This window comes from Plantactinospora sonchi (assembly GCF_036422035.1).
GTDB classification, from domain to species: Bacteria; Actinomycetota; Actinomycetes; order Mycobacteriales; family Micromonosporaceae; genus Plantactinospora; species Plantactinospora sonchi.
Genome location: NZ_JAZGQK010000021.1, coordinates 280,373 through 300,425, shown reverse-complemented (window position 1 = coordinate 300,425; position 20,053 = coordinate 280,373). Strand labels below are relative to the sequence as shown.

The 20,053-nt window shown below is 72.1% G+C and carries 16 protein-coding genes; 11 read left to right on the top strand and 5 right to left on the bottom strand.

What is annotated here, in order from left to right; all coding sequences use genetic code 11:
- Positions 1-5: 5 nt before the first annotated feature.
- From V1633_RS24640 to V1633_RS24625, 4 genes are read right to left on the bottom strand one after another with little or no spacing between them, the layout of a single operon-like run.
- On the bottom strand, positions 6-1,853 hold the full coding sequence (locus tag V1633_RS24640) for a carbamoyltransferase family protein (RefSeq protein ID WP_331216754.1): 1,848 nt from the start codon (positions 1,851-1,853) through the stop codon (positions 6-8).
- A gap of 29 nt (positions 1,854-1,882) precedes the next feature.
- The gene (locus V1633_RS24635; protein WP_331216753.1) at positions 1,883-2,770 is read right to left on the bottom strand and encodes an ABC transporter permease; all 888 of its coding nucleotides are present in this window, start codon (positions 2,768-2,770) and stop codon (positions 1,883-1,885) included.
- Positions 2,767-3,672, bottom strand: a complete 906-nt coding sequence (locus V1633_RS24630) for an ABC transporter ATP-binding protein (protein WP_331216752.1) — start codon at positions 3,670-3,672, stop codon at positions 2,767-2,769. Before V1633_RS24630 ends, V1633_RS24635 begins: the two co-directional genes overlap by 4 nt.
- The gene (locus V1633_RS24625) at positions 3,669-5,489 is read right to left on the bottom strand and encodes a condensation domain-containing protein (RefSeq protein ID WP_331216751.1); all 1,821 of its coding nucleotides are present in this window, start codon (positions 5,487-5,489) and stop codon (positions 3,669-3,671) included. Before V1633_RS24625 ends, V1633_RS24630 begins: the two co-directional genes overlap by 4 nt.
- A gap of 379 nt (positions 5,490-5,868) precedes the next feature.
- Here V1633_RS24625 and V1633_RS24620 point away from each other — a divergent pair, with 379 nt between their 5' ends.
- The 8 genes from V1633_RS24620 (at position 5,869) to V1633_RS24585 (ending at position 13,341) form a co-directional block, all read left to right on the top strand.
- Positions 5,869-7,035, top strand: a complete 1,167-nt coding sequence (locus V1633_RS24620) for a 3-oxoacyl-[acyl-carrier-protein] synthase III C-terminal domain-containing protein (RefSeq protein ID WP_331216750.1) — start codon at positions 5,869-5,871, stop codon at positions 7,033-7,035.
- A 9-nt stretch (positions 7,036-7,044) separates the two neighbouring features.
- Positions 7,045-8,520 (top strand): preATP grasp domain-containing protein, encoded by a 1,476-nt coding sequence (locus V1633_RS24615; protein ID WP_331216749.1) that lies wholly within the window; start codon positions 7,045-7,047, stop codon positions 8,518-8,520.
- Positions 8,517-9,821 carry a type III PLP-dependent enzyme gene (locus V1633_RS24610; RefSeq protein ID WP_331216748.1) on the top strand — a complete coding sequence of 435 codons (1,305 nt, stop codon included), beginning with the start codon at positions 8,517-8,519 and terminating at the stop codon, positions 9,819-9,821. Before V1633_RS24615 ends, V1633_RS24610 begins: the two co-directional genes overlap by 4 nt.
- 74 nt (positions 9,822-9,895) lie before the next feature.
- Entirely contained in the window at positions 9,896-10,153 is a 258-nt protein-coding gene (locus V1633_RS24605) for an acyl carrier protein (RefSeq protein WP_331216747.1), read from the top strand.
- A 12-nt stretch (positions 10,154-10,165) separates the two neighbouring features.
- Positions 10,166-11,065, top strand: a complete 900-nt coding sequence (locus V1633_RS24600) for a hypothetical protein (protein ID WP_331216746.1) — start codon at positions 10,166-10,168, stop codon at positions 11,063-11,065.
- Positions 11,062-11,766: an acyl-CoA dehydrogenase family protein gene (locus V1633_RS24595; protein ID WP_331216745.1), complete on the top strand. Its 705-nt coding sequence runs from the start codon at positions 11,062-11,064 to the stop codon at positions 11,764-11,766. Before V1633_RS24600 ends, V1633_RS24595 begins: the two co-directional genes overlap by 4 nt.
- On the top strand, positions 11,759-12,973 hold the full coding sequence (locus V1633_RS24590) for an acyl-CoA dehydrogenase family protein (protein WP_331216744.1): 1,215 nt from the start codon (positions 11,759-11,761) through the stop codon (positions 12,971-12,973). Before V1633_RS24595 ends, V1633_RS24590 begins: the two co-directional genes overlap by 8 nt.
- Positions 12,973-13,341 (top strand): holo-ACP synthase, encoded by a 369-nt coding sequence (locus V1633_RS24585; protein WP_331216743.1) that lies wholly within the window; start codon positions 12,973-12,975, stop codon positions 13,339-13,341. The genes V1633_RS24590 and V1633_RS24585 overlap by 1 nt, the downstream gene beginning before the upstream one ends.
- Positions 13,342-13,359: 18 nt before the next feature.
- Here the strand turns inward: V1633_RS24585 and V1633_RS24580 are convergent, their stop codons facing one another.
- Positions 13,360-16,533 (bottom strand): helix-turn-helix transcriptional regulator, encoded by a 3,174-nt coding sequence (locus tag V1633_RS24580; RefSeq protein WP_331216742.1) that lies wholly within the window; start codon positions 16,531-16,533, stop codon positions 13,360-13,362.
- Between the two features lie 407 nt (positions 16,534-16,940).
- Between V1633_RS24580 and V1633_RS24575 the strand changes: the two genes are divergently transcribed.
- From V1633_RS24575 to V1633_RS24565, 3 genes are read left to right on the top strand one after another with little or no spacing between them, the layout of a single operon-like run.
- On the top strand, positions 16,941-18,167 hold the full coding sequence (locus V1633_RS24575; protein ID WP_331216741.1) for an extracellular solute-binding protein: 1,227 nt from the start codon (positions 16,941-16,943) through the stop codon (positions 18,165-18,167).
- Between the two features lie 54 nt (positions 18,168-18,221).
- Positions 18,222-19,163: a carbohydrate ABC transporter permease gene (locus tag V1633_RS24570; RefSeq protein WP_331216740.1), complete on the top strand. Its 942-nt coding sequence runs from the start codon at positions 18,222-18,224 to the stop codon at positions 19,161-19,163.
- Positions 19,163-20,053, top strand: a complete 891-nt coding sequence (locus tag V1633_RS24565) for a carbohydrate ABC transporter permease (protein ID WP_331216739.1) — start codon at positions 19,163-19,165, stop codon at positions 20,051-20,053. Before V1633_RS24570 ends, V1633_RS24565 begins: the two co-directional genes overlap by 1 nt.

Sequence of the window (20,053 nt, the reverse complement as noted above, 5' to 3'; positions counted from 1 at the left end):
CCGGGTCAGCGGCCGAGAGCGGATCCCAGCACCGTACGTCCTCCGGCCTCGGCCGCCGACCGCTCGGCCGCCGACACCGCCTGCTCGGCCGCCGACACCGCCTCGGGCTTGGCGTAGAGCCGGTCACCGACGACCAGCACGTCCAACCTGGACGAGTCGAAGGTGCGGAACGCCTCCGCCCCGGCCCGCGCCGTCGGCTGGCCCTTCACGTTCAGCGAGGTGTTCATCAGCACCGGTGTGCCGGTCAACCGCTCGAACTCGTCCAGGATCCGCCAGAACCGTGGGTTGTCCACCTGGTGGACCGCCTGCACCCGGGCGGTGCCGTCGTCGTGCACCACCGCCGCGATCCGGCCCGCCGACGCCGGCCGTACCGGGACCGCGACCGTCATGTGCCGCATGTTCGTACCCGCCGGGACGACGAACCACTCGTCGGCCCGCTCCGCCTTGACCGCCGGAGCGAGCGGCCGGAACTCCTCCCGGAACTTGACCGCGGCGTTCACCCGTTCCCGTGCGTCCCGGTCCCTCGGGTCGGCCAGGATGCTCCGGTTGCCCAGCGCCCTCGGGCCGAACTCCAGCCGGCCCTGCGCCCAGCCGACGATCCGCCCCTCGGCGAGCAGTCGGGCGACCGCCGCCTCGGCGACCCCCGCCGCCACCGACACCGACCAGTACGGCTGACCGGCCGGTGGGCCGTCCTCGGCGACGTCCGGGCCGAGGTAGGTCATCGCCGGGTACCGGGTGCCGGACACCGCCGGACCGGCCAGCGCGAGCGCGGCGCCGACCGCCGTCCCCTCGTCGCCGGCGGCGGGTTGCACGTACACCCCGTCGACCAGACCGGAGGCGGCCAGTTTGCCGATCGCGACGCAGTTCAGCGCCACTCCGCCGGCGAACGCGACCCGCCGCAGGCCGGTACGCCGCACCCAGTACGACACCAGGTGGGTCAGCGCCTGTTCCACCCGTTTCTGGGCCGCGCTGGCCAGGTCGATGTGCGCACGGGTGAGTTCCTCGCCGGCCCGGCGCTCCGGACAGACCCGGGCGGCCAGCCAGTCCCGGGAGGTCGCGAAGGTCTCCCGGGCGCGTGGACCACGGTTGAGCCGCAGCAGCGGCACGTCCAGCCGGCCGTCCGGTTCGCAGCGCACCGCCTCGGTCAGCACGTCGCGGTACCGGGCCGGGTCGCCCAGCGCGGCCAGCGCCATCACCTTGTACTCGTCGCTGTTCGGCCAGTAGCCGAGGTGCATGGTGAGGATCGCGTAGAAGAGGCCGAGGCTGGCCCGGTAGTCAAGCGCGGCCAGCCGGGTCAGCTGCCCGTTCCGCCACGTGTAGACGCTGACCGCGTGCAACTCCCCCATGCCGTCGACGACCACCACCAACGCGTCGTCGAACCCGGACGGGACGGCCGCGGTGAGGGCGTGCGCCCGGTGGTGGGCCACCGGGGTCACCCGGTGCCGGGCCAGTGCGGGCACGAACCGGTGCAGCAGCTCGGTCTGCCGGGCCGGGTCGAGGACCTCCCGGTAGCGACGTCGCGCGTACTCCTCGCCCTCGGCGAAGACCCGCATGTGGGAGTGGTCGAAGTTGTGGGCCACGGCGTCGACGTCGGCGAAGCCCAGCCCGGCGACGGCCAGGCAGCTCACCATCGCGTCCACCGGGAAGGAGTGGTCGAACTTGATCCCGGAGTACCGCTCCTGCTGCACCGCCGCGACCAGTTCCCCGTCGACGACCAGGGCGGCGGCGGAATCCAGTCCCTGGAACAGGCGCGCCTCCCGCTCGTCGAGGTCCGGGAAGTGGGACCGCTTCAGCTCCGCCGACCCGTGCAGCCCGCTGTAGCCGAGCACGACCGTCCGCCGCCGACCAGTCATCGCATCTCCTCAGGAAACCGCATCGGGTGTCAGCCGTCGGCGCGGTTGCGCCAGCGGAAGGTACGTACCGCGACGAAAAGTCCGACCAGGCACCAGGCGCCGAGCACCAGGGCGATCCGCCCGTGTTCCCAGCCACCGGCCACCTCGTGCACGGCGAACGACTCGGGCAGGAAGACCGAGCGCATCCCCTGGGTCATCCACTTGAGCGGGAAGACCGCACCGATGCTCTGCATCCAGGTCGGCAGCGTGGCGAAGACGAAGAAAACCCCGGAGATGAACTGGAGCACGGTCGCCAGCGGGGACACGACCGCCGGGGCGGTCCGGCCGTTCTTCACGATCCCCGCCACCCCGATGCCGAGCAGGGTGCAGGCGATCGTGCCGAGTCCGGCCACCCAGAAGAAGGTCAACCACGGGCCGACGGTGGTGGGCAGGGTCAGCCCGTAGAAGACCACGCCGATGCCGATCAGCAGCGCGCTCTGCACCAGCGCGGTGAACGCCACCATCACGATCTTGCCGGCGAAGTACGCCGACTTCGGCATGGGCGTACCGGCGAGCCGTTTCAGTCCGCCGACGTCCCGCTCGATCGGGATCACGATGGCGAGGTTCTGGAAGCTGCACCCGAACAGCCCGGCGGCGATCATCCCGGCCACGAAGTACTGCTCGTAGACCACACCCTCGGCGACCGGCTGTCCGTGCAGTGCCGAGCCGAAGATGACCAGCAGCGCGAGCGGGAAGACGAAGGTGAAGACCATCGCCGAACGTTCCCGGACGAAGGAGAGGAACTCGACCCGGGTACGGGCGGCCGCCACCCGTACCAGTCCCGGCGGCCGTGCGCCCGACCGTTCGTGGTCACCTGTCGGTACGGCCACCGCCGACGGTTCGGGTGTCGGCCGGGCGCCCTCGCTGACGGCGGTCATGCCGGCCGTCCGGTTTCCGGTCGCCCGACGGCCGTACCCGTCGACGCATGTCCGATCATCTCCAGGTAGACGTCCTCCAGGCTGGGCCGCTGCACCACCAGCTCCGGGACGACACCGCCGAACCGCTCGGCGAGTTCCCGCACCACCGCCGTCGGGTCCCCGGTACGCCGGCTGTGCGGGCCGTCCGGGCCGGTCCAGCGCACCGTGGCGGTGGCGCTGGCCCGTCCGCCGAGGGTCTGCGGCGTGGCGATCGCGACGATCCGTCCCCCGGCCACCACCGCGACCCGGTCGGCGAGCCGTTCCGCCTCCTCCAGGTAGTGCGTGGTGAGCAGGATCGTGGTGCCGTCCCGGGCGAGTCGGGACAGGAGCGACCAGAAGCGGACCCGTGCCTCCGGGTCGAACCCGGTGGTGGGTTCGTCCAGGAAGAGCAGCTCGGGTCGACCGACGATGCCGAGCGCCACGTCGAGCCGGCGACGTTGCCCACCGGAGAGCGCGGCGGCCCGTACCCGGGCCTGTCCGGCCAGCCCCACCAGCTCGATCACCTCGTCGGGGTCCCGGGGGGCGGGATAGTAGGCGGCGACCGAGCGGACCCAGTCGCGCACGCTCAGCACACTGGAGTGGGTGAGGTCGTCGGCGCGTTGCAGCACGACACCGATCCGGGCCTTCCACTCCGACCCGCCCCGGGCCGGGTCGACCCCGAGCACCCGTACCGCACCGCCGTCCCGACGGCGGTGCCCCTCCAGGATCTCGACGGTGGTGGTCTTACCGGCCCCGTTCGGTCCGAGCAGGGCGAACACCTCACCCCGGCGGACGGTGAAGTCGAGCCCGGCCACCGCGGGCCGGCCGTGGTACGACTTCCGCAGCCCGGACACCACGATCGCGTCCTGGTGTCCGCCGGTCACCGCCGCGCCCCTTCCCGCCCGTCGCCGGCCTGGCGCACCTCGGCCCGCCCGTCGCCGGCATGGCGCACCTCGGCCCGCTGCCACGCCGACAGGTCGGTCGGGTCCTCCGGTGCCCGGGCGCAGAGCACGTACCGCTGCGGGGTCATCGCGGTGTCCCGGCCGGGCAGCCGGGCCAGGCAAGCCAGGTGTGCCTGTCGTGGCGTCGACGGGCGCCCGCCCGCCAGGTACGCCACGAGCTGCGGATCGCCCCGCTCGTCCGGTACGGCGAACACCCGGCCCGCGCTGCCCGGCAGTGCGTCGTCCAGCAGCCGTTGCACCTCGGAGAGCTGGACCCAACTGGAACCGACCAGTCGCCAGTCCGCGCCCCGGGGCAGCGGCCGCAGCCCGGTCACCTCGCCGAGCCGGTCCAGTGCCACGTCACCGACCGCCGCCTCGACGAGCAGCCGTTCCACCGCCATCAGCAGCAGTTCACTCTCCGCGTCGGTGATCCGGTGCCGGTCGGCGGTGAGCACCCCGAGAATCAGCTGCCCCTGCTTCTCCAGCAGGCGGAAGGCGAGCAACGCGAGGATCTCCCCCCACGGCCGGGGCACCACCGTCGTCTCGGCCATCGCCCGGCGCGCCTCGGTCGGGTCGGCCTCGGTCGGTCCGGCCTGTTGGTGGTCGGGTCCGACGGCGGCGCTGGAGTCGTTGAAGGTGCAGTGCCGGGCGTAGTGGGTGCCCCGCTCGTCGTTGACCCGGGCCTCCAGCCGTTTCATCTGCTCCGGGCTGCCGGCCGGATACCGGTTGGCGCGCAGCACGGCGGTGCCGGCCCGGCGTACCAGGTCGTCGAAGCCGTCGCAGGTGACCTCCACCGAGACGAGGCTGTCGGTGGCCAACGGGCCGACGAAGTCGCGCAGCCGGCGCTCGTAGCGGTTGCTGCACAGGGTCGGCATCACGATCAGGCGGTGGCCGGTGCGCTGGCTCAGCACCGCGCAGACGGCGGCCAGCACCGCCATCGACGTACTGGCGCCGGTGCGCGCGGCGATGTGCGGCAGGGCCAGCGCGGCGGCCCGGGACCAGAGCCAGGACGACGACGATCCGCCCGGTCCGTCCGGCGCCGGCGGCACCGCGTAGAGGTTCTGCGGCATGGTGGCGAAGAGCCGCTCCCAGTAGCGCAGCGCCTCCTCGGCCCGGCGCCGTCCCCGGTCGGACCGCTCGGCCGCGGCCTGGTCCAGCGGCTGGTGTCCCCGGGGGCCGACCTGTCGGCGGGCGGGGTCCGCGGCGAGTTCGGTGAACTGCCTGCCCAGCATCACCATGCTGGGCAGGTCCACCACGACGTGCGAGTAGACCACGGCGGCGGCGGTGGGTACGCCCTCCGCGACGGTCACCGCGACCCGGACCGGCAACATGACGGTCAGGTCGAACTCCTCGCCGCGCAGGATCCGGATCAGTTCGTTCACCAGCACCTGGGGATCGGCTTCCTCGTCGGCGGTGAACACGTCGACGGCCAGTTCGCCGGAGCGCAGCACCCGCTGGGTGCGCCCGTCGGCGGGGAAGAGGGTGCGCAGCGCCTCGTGCCGGGCCAGCAGCACCTCGACGGCGGCCACGACGTCGGTCAGCGTGGCGCCGGGCGGCAGCTCCAGCGGGCCGGCGGCGAATCGCCCGTACGGTTTCTCCTTGGCGATCCAGTTCAGCATGTTCGCCTGTCCGAGCGTGGTCGGGCCGGTACCGTCCCGGTCGCCGGTGAACCGGACGGGTAGCCGGTCCACCGGGGTCAGTTTGACCGCGGGCGGCGCGTCGTCCGGTGGAGGTACCAGGTCGATAGGCCGAATTCCCATCGTTCTTCTCCTCTGGACCGACCGTCACCCGATTCAGGTCCATATGGCAAAATGGCACGGTTACCGCCACAAGCCAATCCCCCGATGGCACCTGACGGTCAACGGTAGGTCCACTCCGACCCGGAATCACTTCGGGGAATCCCTACCTTTTACATTGACGTTCGCCAGATCAATGCAGGGGTTTTCCCCAATTCACCGCAGCGTTTGGATCTGCCTATCGTCTGGCGTGTGGCCACGTAGCCCGCGTCGCCGAACCGGTACGCGAGACCGTGCCAGACGAAATGTCGGTCCCGGGGGCCCGATCCGCGTATTGCGCACCAATGGTGCACCGCCTCGTCGACGCTGACCGGGCGGACCGCCCCCGAATCCGGAGGAACCAGTGGCCGAGTTCTTCGCCAGCACGCTGCGCCCGGATCGGGGCCGGCCGGGTCCCGCCACGACAACACGTGACAGCGACGCGACGACCGGGTCGGACGGGGACGTGCCCCTGCCCGGCGCCGTCGGTCGTACGGGGCACACGGGTCGGCCCGGGGCGATCCCACCACCGTCCGACGTCACCCGGGCGGCCACCCTGCTGCACCGGGTCGAGGCGTACGCCCCCGCCCGGTCGTGGACGATCGAGGAGATCGGGGCGGCCTGCGGACTGAACCGCTACCAGACCCGGGTGCTGCGTCGCATCCGAGGCATGGCGGAGGTCCGGGTCGACCCGGACGGCGACCTGTTCGACCTGCTCCTCCCGGCCGCCAGGGCGGCGCTGCGGGGACTGCCCGATCCGACCGTCGTCCGCTACCTGCTCTACGCGCACACCCTGCCCGATCCCGCCCCGTCGCACGTGTTCGCCGCCGACCACCTCCGGGAACGGCTCGGCCTGGCCAGGACGGACGCGTTCGCGGTGACCCAGCAGTTCTGCGCCAGCGGACTCGCCGCCGTCGACATCGCCGGCGAGTTGCTGCGTGCCGACGGTGATCCGGCGGCGAAGGCCCTGGTCGTCACCGGGGAGAAGGCGTTCAACAGCGTGTTGCGGTACGTGCTGCACGTGTCGATCACCGGCGAGGCGTCGACGGCCTCGCTGGTCGGCCTGGACCTGCCGGGCGACGCGACCAGCGACGGCTCCACCACCGACGGCTCCCGCGACGGCGGCAGCCGGGTGCTCTCCTACGCGGCCCGGACCGAGGGCGAGTTCGCCGACGGGTTCCGGATGTCCGCCGAGCAACTACGGCGCTTCGGCGACACCTACAACACCCACCTCTGGGCGGCCATGTCGGATGCCCTCGAGTACGCCGGGCTGGAGCTGTCCGACATCAGCATGGTGATCCCGCACAACGTCAACGCCTCACTCTGGCTGCGGCTCTGCGCCCAGGTCGGGCTGGACCGGCGACGGGTGTTCCTGGAGAACATCGCCCGGTACGGCCACTGCAACTGCTCCGACCCCTTCCTGAACCTGGCCTCGATGCGCGGGCGCGGCCTGCTGCGCGGCGGTGAGCGCTACCTGCTCACCTCGGTCGGGATCGGCTCCAGCTACGCCGCCATGGTCATCGAGTACTGAGAGGACGACGTGGACACCGGCTACCTCCGCTCGCTCAAACACAGTCTGCTCGGCGATCCCGCCGGACGGCTGGTACTGGTCTGCAACTTCGAGGCCGAGGACCGCTGGGCCTGCCACCACGTCGGGCTGCCCAACCCGGGTTTCGCCGCCGCCAGCAACGTGGTCCGGCGGATGGAGGAACTCGGTGTTCTGCTCGCCGGCGCCGACGACCTGCTGATCTGCAAGTATCCGCTGGACCCCGGGTACCGCGGCTACCTGGACCGGATCGGGCTGCCGGTGCCCGAGATCGCCGTACCGGAGAACGTCGCGCCGAGCCGTTCCACGACCGAGGACGTACTCGACTCGCCGGCGCTGCTGGCCCGGCTGGCCGCGCTCGGTGCCGCCGGCGCCCGGTTGCTGCCGATGGCCACCACCGACCTGGAACAGAAGCTGGCGGAGAGCTGCGGACTGCCGTTGGCGGTGCCGGACGCGGCGGTCTTCGAACGGGTCAACGGCAAGATCTACGGACGGCGGCTGACCGCGTCCGCCGGGCTGCGCGTCGTACCGGGGGACGAGTGCGAGACCTGCGACGAGTTGGCCGCCGTGCTGGACCGGCGCCGCCCGGCCCTGGCGGCGGGTCAACGGATCGTCGTCAAGGACGCGTACGGGGTGTCCGGCAAGGGACTGCTGGTGCTGGACGGGCCGGTCAAGGCGGATCGACTGCTGCGGATGATACGGCGACGCGCCGAACGTACCGGCGACGACCGTCTGCACGTGGTGGTCGAGGAGTGGCTGCCGAAACGGTACGACCTCAACTACCAGGTGACGGTGGCCCGGGACGGCGAGGTCCGGCTCGACTTCGTCAAGCGGGCGCTCACCGACGGCGGCGTACACCAGGGCCACGTCATGCCGGCCGGCCTGACCGACGCACAGCATGCCGAGATCGACCACGCCGCGCGGCTGGTCGGCGCCCGGCTCCGCGACGACGGGTACACCGGAGTCGTCGGAGTGGACGCCATCGTGGACCTCGACGACGTGGTCTACCCGGTATTGGAGATCAACGCCCGGCTGAACATGTCCACCTACCAGGGCAGTCTCACCGAACTCTGCCAGGCGCCCGGGCAGGTCGCGCTGGCCCGGCACTACCCGCTGACCCTCACCGCCGCCGTGCCGTTCGCCGAGTTCGACCGGACGATCGCCACGCTGGTCGACCCGGCCGGGTCAGACCGCGTCATCGTCACCTGCTTCGGCACCGTCAACGCCGACGCCGCGCAGCCACCACCGTTCAACGGCCGGCTGTACGCCCTGCTCGTTGCGGCCGATCCGGTACGCCTGGCCGCCCTGGACGATGCCGTGCGGACGGCGCTCGCCGGCCGATTCACCGCCACCGACCCGTCCACCGGCAGCCAGGCCGCCACCGGCCGGTCCGGTACCGGTCAACCCGCCGTCACCGAACTGTCCCGCACCGCCAGCCGATCCGCCACCACCCCGGAGGTCTCCCCGTGACCGGACGCCCCGAACCGGCGGACAACGCCGGGGCCAGCGAGTTCGTCTCCGACCCCGCCCTGGTCGCCGACCTGGCGCAGCGGTACGGCACACCGCTCTACGTCTACGACGGCGACCACCTGCGCCGCCGGTACGAGCGGTTGCGTGCCGACCTGGACCCGAGGGTCGACATCTTCTACTCGATGAAGGCCAACCCCAACCTCAGCGTCTGCGCGCTGCTCCGCTCGCTCGGTGCCGGGCTGGAGGTCTCCTCCCTCACCGAGCTGGTCACCGCCCGGCGGGCCGGGGTCGACGCCGACGACCTCATCTTCCTCGGACCGGGCAAGTCCGACGACGAACTGCGGGCCTGCTGTGCCGGTGGCGGCACGCACGCCGTGGTCGTCGAGTCCCTCGCCGAACTGGCCGCCCTGGACGCCCTGCCGGAGGCGGCCGGCACGCGGGTGGTCCTGCGGGTCAACCCGGAGTTCGAGACCCACGGCTCGCGGCTGTCGATGGGGGGCAAGCCCCGGCAGTTCGGCATCGACGAGGAGATCCTGCGCGGCGCCAAGGCCGCGGTGACCGCCCTCAACCGGGTACGGATCATCGGCGTGCACGCCTACCTGGGAACCCGGATCCTGGACGTGGAGACCGTCGTACACAACACCCGGGGTGTGCTGCGGGTGGCCGAGGACCTCGCCGGGGAACTCGGCGTACCGCTGGAGACCGTGGACATCGGCGGCGGCTGGGGCGTCCCGTACTTCGACAACGAGACCGATCTCGACGGAACCGCCGCTGCGGCCGGGGTGAACCGGGCAGTGGCCGAGTTCCTCGACCGCTACCCGGGCACCCGGATCATCACCGAACTGGGTCGTTACCTGGTCGGCTGGTCCGGGACGTACGTGCTGCGGGCCCGTTACGTCAAGCAGTCCCGGGGCGAGTGGTTCGTGGTCGCCGACGGCGGCACCAACCACCACATGGCGGCGGTCGGCATCGGCAGCTTCGTCAAACGGAACTTCCCGATCCGTTCGCTGACCCCGCCGGACGCGCCGGCCACCGAGGTCTACACCGTCACCGGGCCGCTCTGCACCCCCAACGACGTGATCGCCAAACGGGTCCGGCTGCCCGAGGTACGCCCCGGCGACCTGCTCGGCGTCACCCGCTCCGGCGCGTACGGTCCCAGCGCCTCACCGGTGCTCTTCCTCAGTCACGGACACCCGGCCGAGGTGCTCGTGGTGGACGGGGTCGGTCACCTGGTACGCAGCCGGGACACCGTCGACGACCTGCTGCGGCCGCAGCGTCTGATCCCACTCGCCGCCTCCTGACCCACCGCTCGATCCGCTCTCCCGTCCGCGACCCACCGGCCGCACCGGCCGCCGCCCACCCGAAAGGACCCGTCATGGACCGCAGCAAGGTCGTCACCCAGATCGAGCAGTCGCTCAGCGACGTTCTGCAGCGCCCGATCTCCGGGCTGCCCGAGGAGACCAGGCTCTTCGAGGACCTGCACGTCGACTCGACCTCCGTACTCGAGCTGCTGATGGCGTTGGAGGACGGGGTCGGCATCGACGTCGACCCGGAGCGGCTGGAGATCGCCGACTTCAAGACCATCGGCACGGTGGCCGACTACGTGGTCGCGAACCTGGACGATCGCGGCTGAGCCGCAGCGACCATGCCGCTGTCACTCACCTCGGCCGCCGCACTGGTGCGTACGGACCGCCTGCCGCCGGTTCCGGACGACGACCGCGACGCCATCCAGCGGGACATCCTGCGCCCGTTCGGGGTACGGCCGGACCCGGACCGGTTGGCGCGGGCGGCGAACGTCGGGTTCGCCGAGCTGGCCGAGAACCTGTTGCGGGAGCTGCCGACCAACAGCCCGGACCTGCTCATCTTCGCCTACGGCATCCCTGACCCGTCCTCGCTGAAACACGTCACCCCGTACGTCAACCACCTGCTCGGCGACCGCAGCCACAGTTTCGCCATCTCCGAGCAGGGGCTGCGCGCGCCGTACACGGCGTTGAAGGTGGCGGACGCGTACGCCCGATCGGGGCGCTGCGGCAGTCTCGCGCTCTTCGTCTGCGAGCAGAACAGCCTGCCCTACCACGATCCCTTCGTCGAGGACCACGGGCTGACCAACTCGGCCGCCCTGCTCCTCTTCGGCCAGGGCCACGGTGACGGGTACCAGTTCGCCGGTGCCCCGCCCCCGTCGGCCACGCACCGCCTGGGCCGTCTGCTCGGGTCGATGGCCGCCCGCTCGGACCCGGCCTCGACGCTGGTGGTGGCGGGTCCGTGGGTCGACCCGGACGTACTGGCGGCCACCTGGCTGCCGACGCACCGGGTCGGCGCCGGCACCTACTGCACCGGCGTCTGGCTGGAGTTGGCCCGTGCACACCTGACCTGGGCCACCGAGTACCGGACGATCGTGCTCTGCGACACCGACCCGCGTACCGGGCAGAGCCAGACCGCCCTGCTGCGCCGGCCGTCGAGCACCGAGCGGGCCGGCCGGACCGCCGCCCGGCAGCATCCGACCACCGCACCCACGTCCGCCTCGACCCGGGAGCCTGCGCCATGACACAGACCGGGGTCCACCCCAGCGTCCGGGCCGCCGTCCCGGACGTCGGGCAGCCCTCTCCCCCCGCGCGTCGGCTCGCCGACGCCCTGGACGACCTGCATCACCGGGTCTCGCCCGCCGGGATGGTGCCGTCGCCGACCGGGCACGTGCTGGCGTCCACGGTGGCGCTGCCCGGCGCACCGTCCGGCCCGCTGACCCGGTTCGGCCTCGCGGTGCTCCCCGCCGCCACCGGCGACACGAACCCGGCCGCGGACCGTCCGGCCACCGACCGACCATGGGACGGCCGGTCGTCGGATCTGCCGGCGGTCGCGGTGCCGGCGGCGGTCGCCGAGGCGTTCGCCCGTGGTCTGCTCGACCTGCACCGACTGCTGCTGCACGAGGTCCTCCGGCACACCCTGGGTCACCTCGGTGCCCGTACCTCGGACGGGGCGACGCTGCTGGCCAGACAACTCGTCCAGGCCCAGCTCGCCGAGGTGGCGATCCGGCTCGCCGAGGTCGAGGCGACCCCGGAGACCCGTCGGGACGAGGACGCGGCCGGCCGGTGGCGTACCCATCGTCGTCTGGTCGGCATCGGCCGTGACCTGCTCCGACTGCTCGGCGCCAGTGGTTTCCTGGTCGACGGTCCCGCCGGGGACCTGCACCTCGCCGAGGTCGTCGGCAACGTCTATCTGCATCCGGGAAGGGGGCAGGGTGATGGCTGAGTTCCACCATGGCGGAGCGCCCGCCGGGCTGGATCTGCTCGACGACCGGATGCGGGCACTCGACCGGCACTGCTGGTCGGTGTCCGGCGAGTTCCGGAAGCTCGGCGAACTGCTCGACCAGGACCCGGACGCCATCGACGGCCACGTCGACCTGCCCGGCGTACTGCTCTACCGCTTCTTCTCCGTACCCCGGTCGTACTGGCCGGAGCTGGACGTGCCGGCCCGGCTCGCGGCGGTGTTCGGTACGTCGCTGGCGCAGGCCGTGGTCTGGGAACGGTTCTCCTACGCCGACCCGAACGTGCTGCTGGCCAGCCCCGGTCCGGCGCTGTCCAGCGACGCCATCCACGCGCTCGCCGACGCGGCGCAGGCGGACCGGTGGTTCAGCCGGCTCGCCGACCGGCCGGACCACACCTTCTTCGCGGTCACCGAGCCGGCCAAGGGCTCGGCCGCGACGGAGTTGACGACCACGCTGCGCCCCGATCCGGACGGCGACGGTTGGCTGCTCGACGGGGAGAAGTGCTACGTGGGCAACGGCGCGCGGGCACAGGTGGGTCTGGTGTTCTGTCGCCGGGCACCCGGGCCGTGGGGCATCGAGGCGGTGATTGTGGACGCGGCGTCCCCCGGCTTCAGTGCCGAACTTCTGCCGTCGGTCGGCCTCCGCGGTGCCCGGATCAGCCGGATGCGCTTCCGGGACGTCCGGATCCCCCGGCAGAACCTGCTCGGTCAGCATCTCCGGCCCACGCAGCGTGGCCTGCACGGCGCACGGCAGGTGTTCTACCGGGCACGTCCCGGAATCGCCGCCATGGCGCTGGGTTGCGCCCAGGCGGTCTGTGACCACCTGCGCAGGCAGGGTCTACGTGGCGGCGCCGGCGGTGACCGGTTGTCGACGGTCGAGGACCGGGTCGCCGCGATCCGCCGCCTCAACCACCGTACCGCCGCCGACATCGACCACGGGCTGGTCGATCCGCACCGGATCGCCGCGGCGAAGGCCGGTGCGGCCCGGGTCGCCGAGGACGCCACCCTGCTCGCCGCCGAACTGCTGGGACCGGCGTCGCTGCTCGACGACCCCTGGCTGGAGAAGGTCTACCGGGACGTACGGGCCTTCGAGTTCATGGAGGGCGCGGGCAACGTACACCTGTTGTCGGTCTTCCAGGGGCTGCTCAAGGGGCGCTTCCTTGAGGGCGTCGGGGCGGGAGGTGCCGTCTGATGCGGCTCGGCATCGACCTGTTGCCGCTCGGCGCGCTCGACCGGCTGTCCGAGCGGCCCTGGTTCACCCGCTACGCCTTCGCCGACGCCGAGATCGAGTACGCGGCGACGCTGGCGCCCCGGCGGCGGCGTGAGTTCCTCGCCGGTCGGTTCGCGGCCAAGGAGGCCGTGTTCAAGGTCCTCGGGACGGGCCTGTTCGGGGGGATCCCACCACGCGAGATCGCGGTCGGCCGGGCACCCGGCGGTGCGCCGCAGGTCACCCTGGGCGGGGCGGCCGCCCGGCTGGCGGCCCGGGTGGGGGTCACCGGCCTGGCCGTCTCGATCACGCACACCGACGACATGGTGGCCGCGGTGGCCGCCAGTTGGTGACCCGCCGACCCGACCGGCTCACTCCTCGTCGGGCGGGTAGGGCGGGTCAGGCCGTGGCCCGGACGGCGGCGCTCCGCTCTGCGTCGTCGCGTCCAGCCGCCGGGCCAGCCGTACCCGGTTGCGGACCCCGAGCTTGGCGAACACGTGGGACAGGTGCATCTCCACGGTCTTCTCGGTGACCACGAGCGCGGCGGCGATCTCCCGGTTCGTCAGGCCCTCCCGCACCAGCTCGGCGACCTGGCGCTCGCGGCGGGTCAGGCGCGCCGACAGGGCCAGCCCACCTCGGTGCCGCACCTCGGACACGCCGCCGCGCCGGCCACCGTGCCGATCGGCGGGACGGGCCAGGGCGTGGGCCCGGTCCGCCGCCGGGGCCAGGCCGGCGGCGGCCAGTTCGGTGCCGGCGGCGGTGGCCAGCTCGGCCCCGGCCGCCGGGTCAGCGGTAACGAGCAGTTGCGCCCGGGCCAGGAGGGCGAGACCGACCAACCCGCGCGGCCGGGCGGTTCCGGTCGGGCCGCTTCCGGCGTCGGCGATGACGCGCCGGGTCGTTCCGGTGCCGGCGCCGAGACCGGCGGCCAGGTCGGTGACCTCGGTGATGTCACCGGTGGCCGGCTCGGCGACTCCGGCGACGTCACCGGCGGCCAACGCGGCCCGGACCACCAGCTCGTGGTACGCCATCCGGGTGCCCGGGTCGATGCCGCGCGGCGTGGCCGGCGCGGAGCCGTTCGTCAGCAGGTCCAGGCACCCCCGGGGATCGCCTCCGGCGAGTCGCGACTCGGCGAGCATCATCCGGGTCACCACCGCCGGCCAGCCCCCGGAGGGTGCGGACGCCGGCACACACGGCAGGTCCGCGCACCCACCGGTCGTGTCGTCCGGGCCGCCCGACACACCGTCCGACCAGCCCACTCCGACACACCACCGGTCCACCACCGGTGACCCGGTGAACGCGGGCGACCGGCCGGCGCCGGACGGTGTGGCACCCGGGCCGGGCCGGCGCCCGCCCGCGCCCAGGCCGACCCAGCGACGCAGGATCGCCGCCCGCTGACGCAGGTGTGGGCTGCCGGACCGGTAGGCGACGTCGGCGGCGACGGCGGCGGTGCCGACGGCCGAGGTGTGCCGGCCGGTGACGGCGAGTATCCAGGTACGGGCCAGCAGCGCGTCACAGGCCAACAGCGGGTCGGACGCCACCCGGGGCCCACGGGCCGATGGCGGCGCCGCCGAACGGGTGGTGACCCGCTCCAGGTGTCGCAGCGCGTCGTGGTGCCGCTCCAGCACGAGTTCGCTCCACCCGATCCAGTACGCCGTGTCGGGATGGTCCGCCAACTCCGCGTCGGTCATGGCGTCCAGCCGTGGCACCGCCTCGCTCAGGGTCGCCGCCACCGCGTCGAAGGCACCGGTCAGCCCGTCGGCGGCGGCGAGCACCGCCCAGGCGCGGAGCCGGTCGACCGACCCCGGCGGGTCGTCCGCGGTGAGACGCAGGGCGGTGGCGGCGCAGGCGCGAGCCGTTGACGCCGACCCGTCGGCGAGGTCCAGCAGGGCCGTCTCGATCAGCAGGTGCGCCGGTGCCGCGTCCGGCGGGACGGCCAGTTCGGCGCGCAGTTCGCGGGCCGGCCCGGGTTCTCCCAGTGACCAACAGAGCCGTACGCAGCGCACGAGCAGGTCGGCCCGGTCGGCGGGCGGGATCACGACCGGCTGACGCAGCGCGGCCAGCAGCATGTCCCGGGCCTGTCGTGGCCACCCCGCCGCGGCGTAAGCGGTGGCGCCCTGCAGCAGCAGGACGTGCCGGTCGGCCGGTGGGCTGCCGACGACCGAGGCGATCCGCAGTGCCGCCTGACGCCAGCGGGCGGCCGACTCCGGCGAGTCGTGCTCGACGGCGGTCGCGGCCCGCCGGAGCGTACGCAGGGCGGAGACGTCGTCAGGAGTCGCCACCAGCGCCAGATGTGGTGCCCGGGCGACCTCGTCGTCCTGGCCACCGGCCAGCGCGACGGCGGCTCTGGCGTGGGCGCCCAGCCGCCAACCGGGCTGGCTGCCGTGATAGACCACCTGGCGTACGAGCGGATGGCGGAACCTGAACCGGGTCGTCTCCGGCACGTGCCGGACGATGTCGGCGTTGGCCAACTCGTCGATCGTCCGGCGTACCGTCTCCTCCGGCAGCTGGGCGACGTCGGCGACCACGGGTAGGTCGAAGACCTCGCCGACCACCGCCGCCCCGGCCGCGGCGAGCCGGCCGTGGGTGGAGAGTTCGTCCAGTTCGGCGGCGATCGCGGTCTCGGCCGCCGAGTACGTCCGGCCGGGCCCCACGGGGTCGACGGGTGTTGGCGTCGTGCCGCCGTCCGGACACGCCGAACCCGCCACCGACGTCGTGTCGCCGGGCGACGGGCGGGCGACGTCGAGCAGCGCCCGCAGATAGCGGGGGTTGCCGCCGCTGCGGCGGTACAGGTCGTCGCACTCCGCGTCCGAGACGCAGGCGGCCAGCAGGGTGCGTACGGCGGTCGGCGACAGCGGCCCGAGTGGTAGCCGTACCAGCGAGGTGCCGGTCCGGGCGGCGCCGCGCAGCCTCGGCGGCGCCTGGCGGGTACGGTAGGCGAACGCCAGCAGGGCCGCCGCCTGAGGTGGGGACTGGACCAGGTAACACAGCGCGTCGACGGTGTCCGAGTCGGCCCGGTGCAGGTCGTCGAGGAGCACCACCAGGGGACCTGTCGACGCCAGCACCTCCAGCATGGACCGGATGGCGCGGAAGCGCCGGAACCGTGGCACCGCCGGTTGGGGTGGGGGTCTGTCGCCGGTGCGGTACGGGAAGCTCGGGAAGATGTCGGCCAGCACCCGGGCGTCGTGCGCCGGCAGGTGGGCCCAGGCATCGGCCCGTACGTCACGGAGCCGGTCGTCGAGTGCGTCGATGAGGACGCCGAACGGGAAGACCGACCCGCCCGGTGGAACCCGGCCGGTGAGCACCGGAACGCTCCGACGTTGACAACGGCGCGACAGTTCCGCGAGCAGACGGGACTTGCCGATGCCGGGGTCTCCGCTGACCTCCACGAGTTGGGCGCCCTCCCCGACGCGCCCGATGACCTGGTCGAGCCGGTTCAGCTCACTGTCCCGGCCGACCAGCGACTCGACCGTTCGACCCGGTCGGTGCCCGGCCGCCGCCCGACCACGAGGCTCGCCGCATGATCCGTCGACTTCCTCACCAGCCACAGACATAGATTACTATGAATATTAGACAGCGGGTGAGCATTCTTGGACGGTGAGTGTTCGCCACCCCGACCGTTCCACGCTACGTGACAACCGGCGCCACCCACGAGTGCGCCGACCCCGTCGCCACCGATCCGTGTAACCCACGGCGGACACCGGACGGATCAGCTCGGCGGCGCAGGGTCGCCCGGACCCGGCGGCGGTCGACGGCCTCCGGTCGCCTCTCCGGCTTCGCGAGCAGACCGCCGAGGTGTTTCGCGCCGGCCGCCTCGGCGCCCGGGAGCGTCCGGGAGCGTCCGGGCGACCTCCAGGGTGGACCGGCCCGCGTGCCGGTTTGCCGGCCGGACGGCACGGGTAGGGGTCGATCACCGTGACGACCGTCACGTCCGTGCTCGCCGGAGGTGCCGCGCATGTCCCGCCGCTTCACCCGTCTGGTCGCGGGCCTGGTCGCGACGTCGCTGGTCGCCGGATGCGGTCTGGTCGGCGGCCCGGACGACGGGCGCGTCGAGATCGAGTTCTTCCAGTTCAAATCGGAGGCGGTGCGGACCTTCGACCGGATCATCGCGGACTTCGAACGGGAGAATCCGGGGATCCGGGTGGTGCAGAACCACGTACCCGACTCGGAGACCGCACTGCGTACCCGGCTGGTCCGTGACGACGTACCGGACGTGCTGACGCTCAACGGCAACGCCTCGTACGCCGAACTCGCCCGCGCCGGGGTCTTCTACGACTTCTCCGGCGTCCCCGCCGTCGAGACCGTCAGCCCGGCGATCCTGCGGGTGCTGGGCGACCTAGGCACCGCGAACCCCGGAGAGGTGAACGCCCTGCCGTTCGCCAGCAACGCCTCCGGCATCCTCTACAACAAGGGGATCTTCGCCGCCCAGGGGGTCGCCGTACCGAGGACCTGGGCCGAGCTGATCGCGGCCGCGGAGCGGTTCCAGGCCGCCGGGATCATTCCGGTGTACGCCACGCTGAGCGACTCGTGGACCACGTTGGGGGCGCTCAACCCGATCGCCGCCAACCTGTCGCCAGACGACTTCTGGGACCGGCTGCGCGGTGACCGGACGTCGTTCCGGGAGGGCTGGTCCGAGGTTGCCCAGCGGTACCGGGAGCTCTTCTCCTACGCGCAGCCGGACCGGCTCTCCCGTGGCTACGACGACGGCAACCAGGCGTTCGCCCAGGGCAGGGCCGCGATGTACGTGCAGGGCAGCTGGTCCATCCCGGCGATCCGCCAGTTCCGGCCGGCGTTCGACCTCGGCGCCTTCCCGATGCCGGCCGGCGACGTGCGACTGGTGTCCGGAGTGGACGTCGCGGTGACGATGCCCCGCGAGCCGCGCCACGAGCGTGAGTCGTTGGCGTTCGTGGCACACCTCATGCGCCCCGACGTGATCGCCGCGTACGCGGAGGGCGAGAGCGCGATTCCGACGCTGCGGGACCAGACCCCGGCCGATCCGACGCTGGCGGAGCTGGCACCCCTGTTCGACCAGGGCCGGATCGTCGGCTTTCCCGACCACCAGATCCCGCCGGTGATCCCGCTGGCACAGATCGCGCAACAGTTCCTCATCGACGGCGACGACCAGGCATTCCTGTCCACGCTCGACGAGGAGTGGGCGAAGCTCGCCCGCCGACGGAACTGACCGGCGACGGGAGGACCGGGAGATGACGGTGACGACGGCCGGAGGAACTGAGCCATGACAACTGCCACCAGATCACCGTCCGACGTCGACGAGCCGCCGGCAGCGCGCCGGTCCGGTCGTGCCCGCCGCCGGTCCGGCCGCACCGACCCCGCCTTCTACTGGATGGTCGTCCCGGCGTTCGTCCTGTTCTTCGTCTTCCACACGATCCCGGTACTCCAGGGCGTCTTCTACAGCCTCACCGACTACGCCGGGTACGGCGACTGGCGCTTCGTCGGCCTGGAGAACTACGGGTACATCTTCGGCGACGCCCGGATCCGGGACTCGTACCTGTTCACGTTCCGGTTCGCCGTCCTCAGCACGGTGCTGACCAACGTCGTCGCGCTGGCGATCGCGGTCGGTCTGAACGCCCGAATCAGGTTCCGCACCACGCTGCGGGGGATCTTCTTCCTTCCGCAGGTGATGTCGATCCTGGTGCTCGGCTACATCTTCAACTACCTGTTCAGCACGACCCTGCCGTACCTGGGCCAGAAGTTGGGCAGCGAGACCTTCTCCACCAGCATCCTGGCGGACGAGGACCTGGCCTGGATCGCGATCGTGGTGTTCGCGGTGTGGCAGGCGACCGCCTTCGCGGTCATCCTCTACCTGGCCGGTCTGCAGACCATCCCGACCGAACTGTACGAGGCGGCCTCGATCGACGGGGCCGGCCGGTGGCGGCAGTTCCGGCACATCACTTTTCCGCTGATCGCGGCGTTCTTCACCATCAACATGGTGCTGTCGTTCAAAAACTTCCTCCAGGTCTTCGACCACATCATCCCGCTGACCGCCGGCGGCCCCGGCACCTCCACGGAGAGCATCTCCATGGTGATCTACCGGGGTGGCTTCCAGGGCGGCGACTTCGCCTACCAGACCGCCAACGCGGTGCTCTTCTTCCTCGTGATCGTCGCGTTCTCACTGTTCCAGCTCCGGATCCTGCGGCGCCGGGAAATGGAGGCCTGATGTCCGGCCAGACCCTCGCCAGCCGCGACACCTCCGTCGCACCGCCGCCCGACCGGGCGGTCCGCCCGCGCCGGGAGAACCGGGTCAACTGGTGGCTCACCGCGCTGATGGCCGTCCTGTCGCTGACCATCCTCGTCCCGCTCTACTTCGCGGTGGTCACCGCGCTCAAGACTCCGGAGGAACTGGGCGGTGCCGGCCTCACACCGCCCACCGATCCCCGCTGGGCGAACTTCGCGGACGCCTGGGAGCTGACCGGTTTTCCGAACGCCGCCCTGAACAGCGCCATGATCACAGTCGGCACGCTGGTGCTGACCCTGCTGACCAACTCCATGGTCGCGTACGCAATCTCCCGCAACATGCACCGGCGCCGCTTCAAACTGCTCTTCTACTACCTGGTCTCAGCGCTGTTCGTACCGTTCCCGATCATCATGTTGCCGGTGGTCAAGCAGACCGCCCTGCTCGGGATGGACAACCAGCTCGGCCTCACCTTCCTGTACGTGGTCTACGGCCTGGCGCTCAACGTCTTCATCTACGTCGGCTACCTCAACTCGATCCCCCGGGAGCTGGAGGAGGCCGCGCTGACCGACGGGGCCGGCGTCTGGACCACGTTCTGGCGGGTCATCTTCCCGCTGCTCGCCCCGGTCAACGCCACGGTCGGCATCCTGACCTGCCTGTGGGCCTGGAACGACTTCCTGCTCCCGCTCGTCGTGCTCTCCAGCCCGGACGCGCAGACCCTGCCGTTGGCCCAGTACGTGTTCCAGGGCCAGTTCAGCACCAACTACCCGCTGGCCTTCTCGTCGTACCTGATGGCACTGGCGCCGATGGTGCTGGTCTACCTGGTCGCGCAGCGCTGGGTGATCTCCGGGGTGATGCGCGGCTCGGCCAGATGA